This window comes from Chromobacterium subtsugae, assembly GCF_001676875.1.
GTDB lineage: Bacteria > Pseudomonadota > Gammaproteobacteria > Burkholderiales > Chromobacteriaceae > Chromobacterium > Chromobacterium subtsugae.
On record NZ_JYKA01000021.1, the window covers coordinates 31,814 to 45,827 of the forward strand.

Sequence of the window (14,014 nt, forward strand, 5' to 3'; positions counted from 1 at the left end):
GCTCAGCCGCCCCGCTGGGCGGCTTCGGACGCCGGCAGCAAAGGAATCAGCATTTCCGCGCGCAGTTGCTCCAGCGGCAGCAGCGGCGACATGTCCTCCAGCGGCATCGACAGCATCGAGCCGTCCGGCTGCGGCAGCGCGGCGGCTTTGGGCTGCAGCGTCTCGTTCTCGTTCAGCCGCACGTCGCACAGTATCGGGCCTGGGTGGGCCAGCACCTTGGCCAGGCCTTCGGCCAGCTCCTCGACGCGCTCGATGCGCACCGCCGGCAGGCCATAAGCCTCGGCCAGCGCCAGCAGGTCCGGAATCGCCACCCCGGCCTCCGGGCCGGTGCCGATGTAGCGGCTATCGAAATAATTGCGCTGGGTGTTGCGGATCGACGCGTAGCCGTTGTTGTTCATGATGAACAGGCGGATCGGCAGTCGCAGGGCCTTCAGCGTGGCCAGCTCCTGCAGGTTCAGCTGCAGGCTGCCGTCGCTTTCCAGCGCGATCATCGGCTGGGAGCCATTGCCCAGGCAGGCGCCTATCGCCGCCGGCAGGCCATAGCCCATCGAACCGAGGCCGGAAGTCAGGAACACCCGCTGGCCCGGCTTGTTGCGGAACACGGTATAGAACACCTCGACCGCCAGGCCGGAGCTGCCGGTGGAAATCAGCGTGTTTTCCGGTGCGGCGTCGGACAGCGCGTCGACGAAATGGTAGTGGCTGATCTGGCCGCTCGCCGGGAACGGCGCGCCGTCCTGCACCGGGTAGCGGCGCTTCCAGCCGGCGCAGCGGTCCAGCCACGGCTGCCACCTGGACTTGGGCAGATGGTCTGCGGCCGCCAGCAGGCCCTCCAGACAGGCTTTGGCGTCCATCGCCAGCGGCAGGTCGATTTCCATCTCCAGCTTGGCGATCTCGGCGGCGTCGACGTCCACCACCACCTTGCGCGCGGCGCGGGCGAAGCCTTTGGGGTTGTAGGCGGTGAGAATGTTGTCCAGCCGGCTGCCGATGGCGATCAACAGGTCGCAGTTCTGCACCGCGAAGTTGCCGGGCCGCAGCGCCACCACGCCGGGGCGGCCGGCGCACAGCGGGCTGTCCCACGGGATCAGGTCCATCGCGTTCCAGGTGGCGGCCACCGGCACCTGCAGCGCTTCGCTCAACCGGCGCAGCGCGTCGGCGCCGCCGGAAATGCGCACGCCGTGGCCGGCCAGGATCAGCGGCCGCTCGGCCTGCTTCAGCAAATCGGCGATGGCGGCAACATAGTTCTGGGCGGCCGGCGCGGCGTCCGCTTCCGGCTGCCAGCCAGGCAGGCTGTCCGGGTCGATGCGCGCCGCCTGCACGTCCAGCGGGATGTCCAGCCACACCGGGCCGGGACGGTCGCTGTGCGCCAGGTGCAGCGCCTGCTCCAGGTGCTGGCGGATGGCCTGCGGGTCGGTGACTGTGACCGCGTGCTTGGTCACCGGGCGCGCCATGGACACCACGTCCACTTCCTGCACGCCCTTCTGGCGCAGGCCGCTGCCTTGCAGCAGGTCGGCGCGCTTCACCTGGCCGGAGATCACCAGCAGCGGCAGCGATTCGATCCAGGCGCCGGCCACCGGCGTCAGGATGTTGGTGGCGCCGGGGCCGGTGGTCACCATGGCGACGCCGGTGCGCTCGGCCAACCGGCCGTAGGCCTCGGCGGCGATGCCGCAGGCCTGCTCGTGGTGGCAATGCACGGCGGTCAGATCCGGCTGCAGCGCCAGCGCGTCGTTCAGATGCATCGCGCCGCCGCCGGGCAGCAAAAACACGTGGCGCACGCCGCGCGCGGCCAGAAAATCCATCACGTAGTCCGCCAGGCGGACAAGTTTTGCGCTCATGCTTACATCCAGTAGGTCAGGCGGGTCTTGCGGTCCTTGTTGGCGCTGATCCGCTCGTCGGTATAGTAGGAATCGTCGACGTAGTGGGTGGACGAGATCTCCTCGAACACCACCCCGCCCCGGGTATGGAAGCGGTGGCGCACGCCGCGCTGCACGGTGATCACGTCGCCGGCCTGCGCCTGGCGCTCCTCGTCGTCCAGCCAGATGGTGATGTCGCCGTACAGCACGATGAAGGTTTCTTCCTTCTTCAGGTGGTACTGCTCCGGATGGGTCTGCTCCGGCAGCATCACGATCAGTTTCTTGCAGTACTCGCGGTTGATCACCGTCACCATGGTCAGGCCGAACTCGCTGAAACGCTCCATGCCGTAATGATGGGAAATCTCCAGGTCGGAACGCCCGGGCACCACGATGTTGGCGGTCTTGAACAGCGCCTTCACGGCATCCACCGTCTTCATCACCCTGTCGCGCAGGTGCTGCGGCTGCAATTGCGCGCTCAGCACCGGCGCGTCGGCGGCGATGTCGGCCGCGGCGGTGTAATGGGTGTACTTCGACCATTCATTGGCGGTCAGTTGCCCTTCCACCGGCGGGAAGGCGAAGGTGACGTTGTCTTCGGTCAGGCTCTCCCCCGCCTTGATCGGCCGGGTGGCGAACACGCCGCGGCGCAGCGAGCGCAGGCTGGCCTGCTCCACCGTCGACGCCGGGTCGCAGCCGCCGTCGCCCAGCATGGCGAAGGCGCGCGCGGCGGCCTGGATCCAGCGCCGGATCTGCTCCGGCGTGGCCGAGTAATTGTTGACGCCGTATGCGCCGGTCGGCAGGCCGACGTGCTTTTCGAACACCGTGGCGCCCTGGGCGATGGCCAGCATCACCGGCTCCATCAGCTCCGGGTCTTCGTGGGTGGAATAGCCGATGCGCACGCCGGCGTACTGGTCGCGCAGCTGGCGTATCCGCGCCAGGTGCAGATTCTCGTTCGGGGTCGGGTACTCGGCCACGCAGTGCATGATGGTCAGGTCCTTGTCCCGGTGCAGCATGAAGCTGACCACGTTGTCGATGTCCTCGCGCCGCGCGCCGGCGGTGGAGGCCACCACCGGCTTGTCGCTGCGAGCGATGCGCTCCAGCAGCGGCCAGTCGGTGAACGAGCAGCTGGCCACCTTGATGATCTCGATGCCATGCGCTTCGATCAGGTCCACCGACTCCTCATCGAACGGCGTGCAGATGGTCTTGAAGCCATTGGCCTTCATCTCCCGCACCAGCCGCAGCATCTGCTCCGGCGCCAGCCGGGTTTCCTCGAAGCGCTTGATGTATTTGACGTCGTCGCGGCCCTTGAAGCTGGGGTGGATGAAGGTGTCCAGATTGCGGTACTGCAGCTTGAAGCCGAAGTCGAAATCGAAGCCCTGGCAGGATTCGCGGATGGCGCGGATCAGCGCGATGCCGTGCTCGACGTCGCCCATGTGGTTGTTGGCCATCTCGAAGATGAATAACGGCTTTCGCATGATGGGCCTCTCTTTCAATCAAAATTGGCGCCGAGGAAGGTTTCCAGCTTCCCGGCGGCGAAATCCAGCATCTGCTGGCTCAGGCCCGGATACAGGCCGATCCAGAAGGTGTCGTTCATGATGCGGTCGGTCACCGGCAACGGCGTGGCGCAGCGGTAATTGCGGCCTTGCATATAAGGTTGCCGGGTCAGGTTGCCGGCGAACAAGAGACGGGTGCCGATCCGGTGCTGATCCAGGTAATGCAGCAACTCCACGCGGCTGACCTGCGCCTCCGGCTTCAGCGTCAGCGGAAAACCGAACCAGGATGGCTCCGAACCCGGCGTCGCCTGCGGCAGCGTCAGGAATTCGGCGCAGCTTTGCAGCCGCTCCGACAGGTAGGCGAAATTGCGCTTGCGCGCGGCGATGAAGCCTTCCAGCCGGTCCATCTGCGCCAGGCCGCAAGCGGCCTGCATGTCGCTGATCTTCAGGTTGTACCCCATATGGGAATAGGTGTACTTGTGATCATAGCCGCAGGGCAGCTGTCCCAGCTGCCAGTCGAAGCGCTTGCCGCAGGTGTTGTCCTTGCCCGGCGCGCAATAGCAGTCGCGGCCCCAGTCGCGCACCGATTCCATGATCTGCCTGAGCAGCGGATCGGCGGTGAACACCGCGCCGCCCTCTCCCATGGTGATGTGGTGGGCCGGGTAGAAGCTGAGCGTGCCGATGTCGCCGAAGGTGCCGACCTTCTGGCCGTTGAAGGTGGAGCCGAGCGCGTCGCAGCAGTCCTCCACCAGCCACAAGCCGTGCTTGCGGGCGAAGGCGGCTACTTTTTCCAGATCGAACGGGTTGCCCAGCGTGTGGGCGATCATGATGGCCTTGGTGCGCGGCGACAGCGCCGCTTCCAGCAGCTCGGCGTCGATATTGTAGGTCGGCAGTTGCACGTCGACGAACACCGGCACCGCGCCATTCTGGATGATGGGATTGACTGTGGTGGGGAAGCCGGCCGCCACGGTGATCACTTCGTCGCCCGGCTGGATCGCGCGCGCGCCGAGCTTGGGCGAGGTCAGCGCGGTGAAGGCCACCAGATTGGCCGACGAGCCGGAGTTGACGGTCAGCACGTGCGGCAGGCCGATGAACTCGGCCAGGCGAGCCTCGAAAGCCGCGTTGAAGCGCCCGGTAGTCAGCCAGCCATCCAGCGCGGCATCCACCATATTGACGATTTCATCGGCGCCTATCACCTTGCCCGAGGGCGGCACCGCGGTCTGCCCCGGCAGGAAGTCAGCCTGGGCCAGGCGCGCTTCGGCGTGTTGACGCGCCAGGGCGAGGACGGCCTCTCGGCTAATATCGGTCATATCGTGATTCTCTCTGCTTAAACACGCGAGTAGGCCGCGATTTGTTCAATGGTGAAGGCCCGCATGTCCGCGCCGCGCCGCCAGGCGCGATGCCAGTCCAGCGTGGCCGACAAGGCCTCTTCCAGGCTCCAGCGCGGCGTCCAGCCCAGGCGCCGGCGCGCCTTGGCGCTGTCCAGCCTGAGGATGCCCGCCTCGTGCGGATGATCGGCGCCGTCGCGGTGCCAGCCGCCGCCGCCCCATAATCCGGCCAGCGTGTCGGCGACCCAGGACACCGGACGGTTGCTGTCGTCGGCCGGGCCGAAATTCCAGGCGGAGGCGGCGTCCGGCTGCCCCGCCGCCAGCCGCTCGGCCAGGCGCAGATAGCCGGCCAGCGACTCCAGCACATGCTGCCAGGGACGCACCGCGTCGGGGCTGCGGATGGCCAGGGAGCGGCCTTCCGCGAAGGCCTGCAGCAAGTCTGGCACCAGCCGGTCGGCCGACCAGTCACCGCCGCCGATCACGTTGCCGGCGCGGGCGGTGGCGATCGGCGCGCCGCCCGGATAAGAGCTGCGGTACGCCGCGCACACCAGCTCGGCGCAGGCCTTGCTGCTGCTGTACGGGTCGTGGCCGCCCAGCGCGTCGCTCTCGCGGTAGGCCCACGGCCACTCGTGGTTTTCATAGCATTTGTCGGTGGTGACCACGACGACGGCTTCGACGCCGGGACAGCGGCGCGCGGCCTCCAGCAGATTGGCGGTGCCCATCACATTGGTGGAGAGGGTGCCCAGCGGGTCGTCATAGCTTTGCCGCACCAGCGGCTGCGCCGCCAGGTGGAAGACGATGGAGGGTTCGGCGCGAGCCAGCGCGGCGGATAGCGCGGCGGAGTCGCGGATGTCCGCCAGTTCCGACGCCGCCGCGTCGCCTACGCGCGCGGCGTCGAACAGCGACGGCCGCGCCGACGGCGGCAAGGCATAGCCATGCACCCGGGCGCCCAGGCTGTCCAGCCACAGGCTGAGCCAGCCGCCCTTGAAGCCGGTGTGGCCGGTCAGGAAGACGCGGCGGCCGGACCAGAACGCGGCGTTCACCACTTTTTCCACGGTGCCTCCCCGCTCTGCCACAGCTCCTCGAGCAGGTTCTTGTCGCGCAGCGTGTCCATAGGCTGCCAGAAGCCGTTGTGCTCGTAGGCGGCCAGTTGGCCGCGGCTGGCCAGCGTTTCCAGCGGCTCGGTCTCCCAGACGCACTCGTCGCCGTCTATCAGATCCAGCACCGCGGGGTTCAATACGAAGAAGCCGCCATTGATCATGCCGCCGTCGCCGCGCGGTTTTTCCTTGAAGCATTCGACGCGCTCGTTGCGGATGTCCAGCGCGCCGAAACGGCCGGGCGGATGCACCGCCGTCACGGTGGCGTCCACGTTCTGGCTGCGGTGATAGGCGATGGCTGCGCCGATGTCGACGTCGCTGACGCCGTCGCCGTAGGTGAAGCAGAAGTCCCGCTCGCTCTCCAGGTGCTTGCGCACCCGCCGCAGGCGACCGCCGGTCTGGGTGCCTTCGCCGGTGTCGACCAGCGTCACGCGCCAGGGCTCGGCATGGCGCTCATGCACCAGCATCTGGTTATTGCACAGATCCAGGGTGACATCGGAATTGTGGAGAAAGTAATTCGCGAAATATTCTTTTATCACATAGCCACGATATCCCAGGCAGATGATGAAATCATTGATCCCGTGCGCGGAATAGATTTTCAAGATATGCCAGATGATCGGTTTGCCGCCGACCTCAATCATGGGCTTGGGACGCAAATGCGACTCTTCACTGATGCGCGTGCCAAGACCCCCGGCCAAAATCACGGCTTTCATACATCTCTCTCTTGTTGCACCCAGACCATATCAAACAAATGGGATCATCCATTGCCATGCAAGCTAGGTTATCGGCGTCGTCGGGAAAAGCGCGCCATGCGAACGCCGGCGAACCGCTGTTTCCCCCCGGCCGCACAGCTAATCCAGCGCCTGCGCGGGCCAACCTGCCCTGTGCTGATTATCGGCATCAACCGCGCGGCACTTGAGACAGCCCCGGCAATCTCCCAAATGGAATGTCGTCCCTGGCCGAACGCCGCGCCTGCCTCGCTCCACGCGCCGCAAGGAAGCGGCGATTCCGCTGCCCTCCTCGATGCGCCGCTGAAAGGTATACAGGTCGGCCGCGGATGGCAAGCGCGCGTCGCGGCCTGAAAATCGCCAAAAGCATATTTAAAATAAAAAAGCTCGCCTTTAGCATGCCGCCGCGTCATTTTCTCCCCGCCCGCCCGCGCGACGCGCGGGCGGATGCCCGGCGTCAGTTGGCGAAACACGCCTGCAGGGTGTGCATCAGATCTTGCACGCTCTTGGCCGCCACCGCCGGGTCGAACTCCACCCGCGCGTTGCTTCCCTTGCCCGCCGCCCAGTTGCTCACCAGGCACAGGTGGGCGTACGGCAGGTCCAACTCGCGCGCCAGCGCCGCCTCCGGCATGCCGGTCATGCCGACGATGTCGGCGCCGTCGCGCTCCAGCCGGGAGATTTCCGCCGCGCTCTCCAGCCGCGGCCCCTGCGTGCAGGCATAGACGCCGTCATGCACGCCGCTGATGCCGGAGGCCTGGATCGCCGCGCGCAGCCGCTGGCGCAGGCTGTCGTCGTAGGGCGAAGTGAACTCCGCATGCACCACCGGCCGCTCCGGGCCTTCGAAATAAGTGTGCTTGCGGCCCCAGCTGTAATCGATGATGTCGTGCGGCACCACCAGCCGGCCGGGCGCCATGTCGGGACGGATGCCGCCGACGGTGCCGATGGCGATCACGCCCTTCACGCCCTGGTTATGCAGCGCCCACAGGTTGGCGCGGTAGTTGATTTCGTGCGGCGCCAGCGAATGGCCGTAGCCGTGCCTGGCGATGAACACCACGTTTTGCTTGGCCAGCTTGCCGAAAGTCAGCGCGCAGGAGGGATCGCCGTAAGGCGTGCGCACCACCTGCCGGTGCGTCACTTCCAATACCGACAGCTGGGCCAGCCCGCTGCCGCCGATGATTGCCAACATATCCGTCTCCCCTCTTGTCATTGTGCGCAGCCCCGCCAGCAGCGCGGCTGTCGTTCCGATTATGTCTGAAAATCGCCCGGCTGCGGGCGGCAAATCGGCGCGCGGACGCGCTGCTTGGACAATTTCCTTGAAGTTGCGCATGCGCTGCCCTCACCCGCTCCGCATTGCCACCTGGGACCGCGCGGCCGATTTCGCGCGCGGCATTCTTCCGGCATGACTTCCTGCTTGCCGATTCAAATGATAATAGTTATCATTAACAAATGAACTCGAACCACAATAAATCCACGCCCAAAACGGACCCGCCGGCCGCGCCGCAGCTGCTGCACAGCCGGCAGCTGTTCGGCGCCGGGCGGGAAATCCTGATCGAGCATCAGGGCGAGATCTACCGTCTGCAGCTCACCCGCAACGGCAAGCTGATACTGATCAAGTAATACCCGCGAGCCAGCCGACGCCAGCCAGCGGAAACGACAACAATACCGGAGTTTCCATGGCCCTGTTCCGCGCCACCCCCTTGATGCTGAGCCTGGCGGCAGCCTGGCCGGCCTTCGCCGACCCCGCGGCGCCAACGCTGGACGCCGTGCAGGTGACCGCCCACCGCAGCGAGAAGCCGCTGGCCGAAACCGCGCCCAACGCCAGCGTGGTGTCGGGCCACAAGCTGGACGACCGCCTGATCAACGACATCGCCGACGCCGCCAAATACGAGCCCGGCGTCGAAGTGGCCACCGACCCCAACCGCCGCGGCAACGCCGGCTGGACCATACGCGGCATCGACGGCAACCGCATCCTGATGCTGATCGACGGCGAGCGCCTGCCGGAAGCCTACGCCGGCGGCGGCAACGGCAACGGCGCCATTTCCGGACGCGACTTCGTCGAACTGGAAACCCTGCGCGCGATCGACATCGTCAAAGGCCCCACCTCCAGCCTGTACGGCTCCGACGCCATCGGCGGGGTGATAGGCTACCGCACCAAGACCGTCGACGATTTCGTGCCCGAGGACAAGGGCGTGGGCGGCAGCTTCAAGGGCTTCGGCGCCAGCGCCGACAACAGCTGGGGCGGCACCGCCGGCGTCGGCGTCAAGGGCGAGCGCGCCGACGCGATGCTGATCTACACCCACCGCAATGGCCATCAGGCCGACAATCAGGGCGGCAACGACAGCGGCAGCGCCGCCCGCACCACGCCGAACCCGCAGAACTGGCACAGCGACAACGTGCTGGCCAAGCTCGGCTACAAACTGACCGAGCAGCAGCGGCTGGAGCTGACGCTGGAGCATTATCGCCGCGACACCGACACCAATCTGCTGAACACCCTCTACCCGGCCTATGTCTCCAGGGGCCGCCCGGTGCCGGCGCAGCTGGCCCAGACCGCCGCAGACCGCACCCAGCGCGACCGCGTGTCATTGGGCTGGGAAGGCAAGCAGCTGGGGCCATTCGAACGCCTGTCCGCCAAGGTCTACCAGCAGAAGCTGGACAACGCCGACGACAGCTTCGCACGCTACGGCGACGGCAGCAGCGTCGCCTCCAACTACGGCTTCGAACAGAAAATCCTTGGCCTGAGCCTGGACGCCGAGCAGCGCTTTGCCGCGCTGGCGGCCGAGCACCAGCTGCTGTGGGGCGTGGACTTGTCCCGCACCGACACCAGCCGGCCGCGGATGAAGACGCAGTACAACGCCAACGGCAGCACCAGCAACGTCATCGGCGGCGAAACCTTCCCCAGCAAGACCTTCCCGGACAGCACCTCCGACCGCGTCGGCCTGTTCATCCAGGACGAGATGAAATTCGCCAACGGCATCGCGCTGTCGCCGTCGCTGCGCTGGGACCACTACAAGATGAACACCCAGCCCGACCAGGCCTATGCCAACAGCGGCGGCCAGGCGGTGCCGTCGTTCAGCGACGGCGCCTTCTCGCCCAAGCTGGGGCTGAGCATCCCCTTCGCCGGCCACTACACCGGCTTCGCCCAGCTGTCGTCTGGCTTCCGCGCGCCGCCGTTCGACGACGCCAACATGGCCTTCGTCAACCGCGCCTACGGCTACCAGGTGATCGCCAACCCGAATCTGAAATCGGAAACCAGCCGCGGCGTCGAACTGGGGCTGAAGGGCCAGTGGGACAGCTTCGACTTCGGCCTGACCGCCTACCAGAACCGCTACCGCGACTTCATCGAACAGCAAAGCCTGGGCACGATAGGCGGCTTGCTGACCTACCAGTACCAGAACATCGGCCGCGTCGACATCAAGGGCGCCGAAGCGCGCGCCGCCTGGCGCTTCGCCCCCGGCTGGCAGACCCAGGCCTCCATCGCCTACGCCCACGGCGAGGACCTGGACAGCCATGCGCCGCTCGCCTCGATCGCGCCGCTGTCGGCGGTGCTGGGCCTGCGCTACGACCAGTCCGGTTTCGGCGGCGAGGCGCTGCTGCGCGCCGCCGCGCGCAACACCCGCGCGCCGGCGGTAGCGCTGCCGCCGCCGTCCACCGCGCAGACCGCCGGCTTCCAGGCGCCGGGCTACGCCACCCTGGACCTGACCGCCTACTGGAAACCGGCCAAGGGCACCACCGTGCGCGCCGGCGTGTTCAACGTGTTCGACCGCAAGTACTGGAAAGCCGCCGACGTGCGCGGCCTGGCCGCAGGCGACGCCACGCTGGACCGCTACACCCAGCCTGGCCGCAACGTCAGCGCCAGCGTCGAATACCAGTTCTGATCCACCCGCCCCGCGGGCGGCCGATGCCGCCCGCGCCTCCACAGGAGAAAACCATGAGCCAGCTATGGGACCGCTACCAGACGCTCAAAGCCAGCCAACCCCGACTGCGCGCGCGCGACGCCGCCGCCGCGCTGCAGGTCAGCGAATGCGAGCTGACCGCCGCCGATCCGGCCGCCACCCCGCTCAGGGCCGAATGGCCGGAAATCCTGGCCGCGCTGGCGCCGCTGGGCCGGGTGATGGCGCTGACCCGCAACCACGCCTGCGTGCATGAGACCAAGGGCGACTACGCCAACGTCGAGATCGACGGCAAGGTCGGCCTGGCCATCAACCCGGTGATAGACCTGCGCATCTTCCTGTTCCACTGGCGCCACGGCTTCGCGCTGCGCAGCGAGACGCCCCGCGGCGTCCAGCGCAGCCTGCAGTTCTTCGACCGCCACGGCGAAGCGGTGCACAAGGTCTACCTGACCGAAGCCAGCGACATCGCCGCCTACGACGATCTGGTCGCGCGCTTCGCCGCGCCCGCCGCCGCGCTGGAGCTTGAGCCGGTCGCGGCCGCCGGCGCCGAACAGCCCGACGAAGCCATCGACCGCGACGCCTTCCAGAACGAATGGCAAAGCCTGAGCGACGTCCACGCCTTCCACCCCTTCCTGCGCCGCTGGCAGGTATCGCGGCGCCAGGGTTTCCGCCTGGCGCCGCCGGGCCAGGCCTGGCGCGTGCGCGAGGACGCGGTGGAACAGCTGTTGCGCCGCGCCGCCGCCACCGCGACCCCCATCATGGTGTTCGCCGGCAACCGCGGCATGATCCAGATCCACACCGGGACGATAGTCAACGTGCAAGTGGTGGGCGACTGGCTCAATGTGCTGGACCCCGATTTCAACCTGCACCTGCGCACCGACCTGATCGCCGAAGCCTGGATCACCCGCAAGCCCGGCGACAACGGCGTGGTCACCTCGCTGGAGCTGTTCGACGAGCAGGGAGAGTCGCTGGCCACCTTCTTCGGCGAACGCAAGCCCGGCCGTGCCGAGCGGGCCGAATGGGTGAAGCTGCTGGGCGAGCTGCCGCCGCTGGAGCAAGAAGATGTCGCGTAAGACCATGCTGGCCGGCGCGCTGCTGGCAATGCTGGCCCTGCCCGGCCACGCCGCCGAGCGGCTGGTGGTGGTGACGCCCGACATCGCCGAGATCGTCGTCGCGCTGGGCGCCGCCGGCGACGTGGTCGGCCGCGACCGCAGCAGCAAGGAGCCGCAACTGGCCCATGCTCAGGTGGTGGGCTTTTCGCGCGCGCTGAACGCGGAAACCATCGCCGGCCTCAAGCCCACCCTGGTGTTGGGCAGCGCCGCCGCCCAGCCGCCGACGCTGTGGCCGCAATTGAAGCAGCTGAAGCTGCGGGCCGAAGAGGTGTCCGCCCGCGAGGACGGCCGCGACTTCGCCGACGCCATCCGCAAGGTGGGCCAACTGCTCGGCCGCGCCGACGCCGCCGCCAGGCTGGCGGCCGACTGGCAGCAGCGGATGCAGCCGCGGCCGGCGCGCGCCGTCCGTTACTTGGTCAGCTACGACGGCAGCCTGGTGGCCGGCAAGGACACCGCGCCGGATACCCTGATCCGCGCCGCCGGCGGCGTCAACGCCGCGGCCGGCATCAGCGGCTTCAAGCCGCTGGGCCGCGACGCCTGGCAAGCGCTGCGGCCGAACGTGATCATCCTGGGCAGCCACACAGCCGCGGTTTACGGCGGCAAGGACCTTTTCGCCAAGCGGCCGGAAGTCGCCGCGACCCCGGCCGGCAAAACCGGCCGCATCTATCTGCTGCCGCCGCAGCAGGCGATGCTGATCGGCCTGGACAGCCCGGCGGTGGTCGAACGGATGGTGAGGATGTGAGCGCCGCCCGCCGCTTGTTGTGGCCGGGCCTGATACTGGCCAGCGTCGCGCTGCCGTTGCTGGCGCTGTCCAGCTCCGCCGGCCAGTTGGCCTGGCCGGATCTGGCCGACCCGCTGGTCAGCCAGCTGCGGCTGCCGCGCATCGCCGCCGCGCTGGGCGTGGGCGCGGCGCTGGCCGCCAGCGGCGCCGCGCTGCAGGCGCTGTTCCGCAATCCGCTGGCCGATCCCGGCCTGATCGGCACCTCCAGCGGCGCCGCGCTGGCGGTGATCGCCGTGCTGGCGCTGGGCTTGTCCGGCCTGACGCTGCCGTTGGCGGCTTTCGGCGGCGGCCTGCTCGCCACCTGGCTGATCCTGCTGCTGGCGCGGCTGGTCAAGGGAGGCATCGCCGGCCTGCTGCTGATGGGGCTGGTGGTGGGCGCCTTCTGCGGCGCGCTCTCCAGCTTGATCCTGTTTCTGTCCGACGACCTGACCCTGCGCTCCGCCAGCAGCTGGCTGGCCGGCAACCTGGGCTCGGCGCTGCCCGGCCGGCTCGGCCTCTGCCTGGCCGTATCCGCGTTGGGCATCGCGCTGTTGTGCGCGATAGGCCGCGACCTAGACTGCCTGCTGCTGGGCGAGGAAAGCGCCCGCTCGCTGGGCATCGACACCCGCCGCACCCGCCGGCTGGCCGCCATCGGCGCCGCGCTGGCCACAGGCGGCGCGGTGGCGCTGTCCGGCGTGATCGGCTTCGTCGGCATGATGATCCCCAACGCGCTGGCGCTGCTGGTGGGCGGCTGCCGCCGCCGGCTGATCCTGCTGTCCGCCTGGGCCGGCGCGCTGTTTTTGCTGGCGGTGGACACCCTGGCGCGCAACCTCGCCTGGCCGCTGGACCTGCCGGTGGGCCTGATGGCCGCCTTCGCCGGCCCGCCCTTCTTCATCTGGATTTTCCGCCGCCAACAAGGGAGCCGCTCCGATGCCTGACACCTACACGCTGAAAGTCCGCGAACTGGATTACCGGATAGGCGGACGCGCGCTGCTGAGCGACATCCGCCTGGACCTTCCCGCCGGCCAGGTATCCGCGCTGCTGGGGCCCAACGGCGCCGGCAAGACCACCCTGCTGCGCCTGCTGGCCGGCCTGGCCGCGCCCAGCCGCGGCGCGGTGCGGCTGGCCGGCCAGTGCGTGTGCCGGATGGACGCGCTACAGCGCGCGCGCCGCATCGCCTGGGTGCCGCAGCAACTGCCGGCCGACATTCCGCTGACGGTGGCCGAATTCGTCGCGCTAGGGCGCATGCCCCACCTCGGCGCCTTCGCCCGCCCGGGCGCGGACGACCGCGCGGCGGTCGCGGCGGCGCTCGCCACCGTGGAAATGGAGCCATACGCCGGCAAGCGGCTGGAGCAGCTGTCCGGCGGAGAAAGGCAAAGGGCGGCCATCGCCCGCGCGCTGGCGCAGCAGGCGCCGGTGATCCTGCTGGACGAGCCGACCAACCACCTGGACCTGCGCCATCAACACCAGCTGCAACAGCTGCTGCGCCAGTTGGCGGGGCAAGGCCGGACAGTGGTGCAGGTGCTGCACGACCTGACGCTGGCCGCCGACTACGCCGACCGGGTGGCGCTGCTGGAGGGCGGCCGGCTGGTGGCCGCCGGCGCGCCGTCCCAGGCGCTGACGCCGGAGCGGCTGCTGGCGGTGTACCGCTGGCCGGTGCGGCTGCGCCACCACGCGCCGCCGCAAGCGGCCTGAGCGCGCCCATGAAAAAAGCCGCGCCGGATGCCGGCGCGGCTTTGTCGGACATCGAGCCCGCGTC

The 14,014-nt window shown here is 68.3% G+C and carries 12 protein-coding genes; 6 read left to right on the forward strand and 6 right to left on the reverse strand.

The genetic code is table 11. The features are described 5' to 3' along the window. Positions 1 to 2: 2 nt before the first annotated feature. The 6 genes from MY55_RS19095 to MY55_RS19120 form a co-directional block, all read right to left on the reverse strand. Complete coding sequence (locus tag MY55_RS19095; RefSeq protein WP_047237597.1) at positions 3 to 1,832, reverse strand: thiamine pyrophosphate-binding protein; 1,830 nt, start codon at positions 1,830 to 1,832, stop codon at positions 3 to 5. A gap of 2 nt (positions 1,833 to 1,834) precedes the next feature. Further along, on the reverse strand, positions 1,835 to 3,322 hold the full coding sequence (locus MY55_RS19100; protein WP_047237596.1) for an N-acetylneuraminate synthase family protein: 1,488 nt from the start codon (positions 3,320 to 3,322) through the stop codon (positions 1,835 to 1,837). Between the two features lie 14 nt (positions 3,323 to 3,336). Next, entirely contained in the window at positions 3,337 to 4,650 is a 1,314-nt protein-coding gene (gene rfbH / locus MY55_RS19105; RefSeq protein ID WP_043579778.1) for a lipopolysaccharide biosynthesis protein RfbH, read from the reverse strand. A gap of 17 nt (positions 4,651 to 4,667) precedes the next feature. Further along, a complete protein-coding gene (rfbG, locus tag MY55_RS19110) occupies positions 4,668 to 5,744 on the reverse strand; it encodes a CDP-glucose 4,6-dehydratase (RefSeq protein ID WP_236686511.1) in 1,077 nt (358 codons plus the stop codon). Next, positions 5,708 to 6,478 (reverse strand): glucose-1-phosphate cytidylyltransferase, encoded by a 771-nt coding sequence (gene rfbF, locus MY55_RS19115; protein WP_047237594.1) that lies wholly within the window; start codon positions 6,476 to 6,478, stop codon positions 5,708 to 5,710. Before rfbF ends, rfbG begins: the two co-directional genes overlap by 37 nt. 472 nt (positions 6,479 to 6,950) lie before the next feature. Next, positions 6,951 to 7,679, reverse strand: a complete 729-nt coding sequence (locus tag MY55_RS19120) for an S-methyl-5'-thioinosine phosphorylase (protein ID WP_043579772.1) — start codon at positions 7,677 to 7,679, stop codon at positions 6,951 to 6,953. Between the two features lie 260 nt (positions 7,680 to 7,939). Between MY55_RS19120 and hemP the strand changes: the two genes are divergently transcribed. The 6 genes from hemP to MY55_RS19150 are packed head-to-tail and all read left to right on the forward strand — an operon-like array spanning position 7,940 to position 13,950. Beyond that, positions 7,940 to 8,110, forward strand: a complete 171-nt coding sequence (gene hemP, locus MY55_RS19125; RefSeq protein ID WP_043579770.1) for a hemin uptake protein HemP — start codon at positions 7,940 to 7,942, stop codon at positions 8,108 to 8,110. Positions 8,111 to 8,166: 56 nt separating this feature from the next. Then, positions 8,167 to 10,368 carry a TonB-dependent hemoglobin/transferrin/lactoferrin family receptor gene (locus MY55_RS19130; protein ID WP_065202889.1) on the forward strand — a complete coding sequence of 734 codons (2,202 nt, stop codon included), beginning with the start codon at positions 8,167 to 8,169 and terminating at the stop codon, positions 10,366 to 10,368. A 53-nt stretch (positions 10,369 to 10,421) separates the two neighbouring features. Beyond that, complete coding sequence (locus tag MY55_RS19135) at positions 10,422 to 11,456, forward strand: hemin-degrading factor (RefSeq protein WP_047244508.1); 1,035 nt, start codon at positions 10,422 to 10,424, stop codon at positions 11,454 to 11,456. Next, on the forward strand, positions 11,446 to 12,237 hold the full coding sequence (locus tag MY55_RS19140; RefSeq protein ID WP_065202890.1) for a heme/hemin ABC transporter substrate-binding protein: 792 nt from the start codon (positions 11,446 to 11,448) through the stop codon (positions 12,235 to 12,237). The genes MY55_RS19135 and MY55_RS19140 overlap by 11 nt, the downstream gene beginning before the upstream one ends. Next, entirely contained in the window at positions 12,234 to 13,193 is a 960-nt protein-coding gene (locus MY55_RS19145; RefSeq protein WP_244270700.1) for a FecCD family ABC transporter permease, read from the forward strand. Before MY55_RS19140 ends, MY55_RS19145 begins: the two co-directional genes overlap by 4 nt. After that, the gene (locus tag MY55_RS19150) at positions 13,186 to 13,950 is read left to right on the forward strand and encodes an ABC transporter ATP-binding protein (RefSeq protein WP_047237591.1); all 765 of its coding nucleotides are present in this window, start codon (positions 13,186 to 13,188) and stop codon (positions 13,948 to 13,950) included. The genes MY55_RS19145 and MY55_RS19150 overlap by 8 nt, the downstream gene beginning before the upstream one ends. Positions 13,951 to 14,014: the final 64 nt, after the last annotated feature.

Excerpts from the sequence above, each read along its gene's own strand:
- MY55_RS19150 (WP_047237591.1), top strand. The coding sequence starts at position 13,186 with ATGCCTGACACCTACACGCTGAAAGTCCGCGAACTGGATTACCGGATA.
- MY55_RS19130 (WP_065202889.1), top strand. The coding sequence starts at position 8,167 with ATGGCCCTGTTCCGCGCCACCCCCTTGATGCTGAGCCTGGCGGCAGCC.
- rfbH (WP_043579778.1), bottom strand. The coding sequence starts at position 4,650 with ATGACCGATATTAGCCGAGAGGCCGTCCTCGCCCTGGCGCGTCAACAC.
- MY55_RS19135 (WP_047244508.1), top strand. The coding sequence starts at position 10,422 with ATGAGCCAGCTATGGGACCGCTACCAGACGCTCAAAGCCAGCCAACCC.
- rfbF (WP_047237594.1), bottom strand. The coding sequence starts at position 6,478 with ATGAAAGCCGTGATTTTGGCCGGGGGTCTTGGCACGCGCATCAGTGAA.
- MY55_RS19100 (WP_047237596.1), bottom strand. The coding sequence starts at position 3,322 with ATGCGAAAGCCGTTATTCATCTTCGAGATGGCCAACAACCACATGGGC.
- MY55_RS19095 (WP_047237597.1), bottom strand. The coding sequence starts at position 1,832 with ATGAGCGCAAAACTTGTCCGCCTGGCGGACTACGTGATGGATTTTCTG.
- hemP (WP_043579770.1), top strand. The coding sequence starts at position 7,940 with ATGAACTCGAACCACAATAAATCCACGCCCAAAACGGACCCGCCGGCC.
- MY55_RS19140 (WP_065202890.1), top strand. The coding sequence starts at position 11,446 with ATGTCGCGTAAGACCATGCTGGCCGGCGCGCTGCTGGCAATGCTGGCC.
- MY55_RS19120 (WP_043579772.1), bottom strand. The coding sequence starts at position 7,679 with ATGTTGGCAATCATCGGCGGCAGCGGGCTGGCCCAGCTGTCGGTATTG.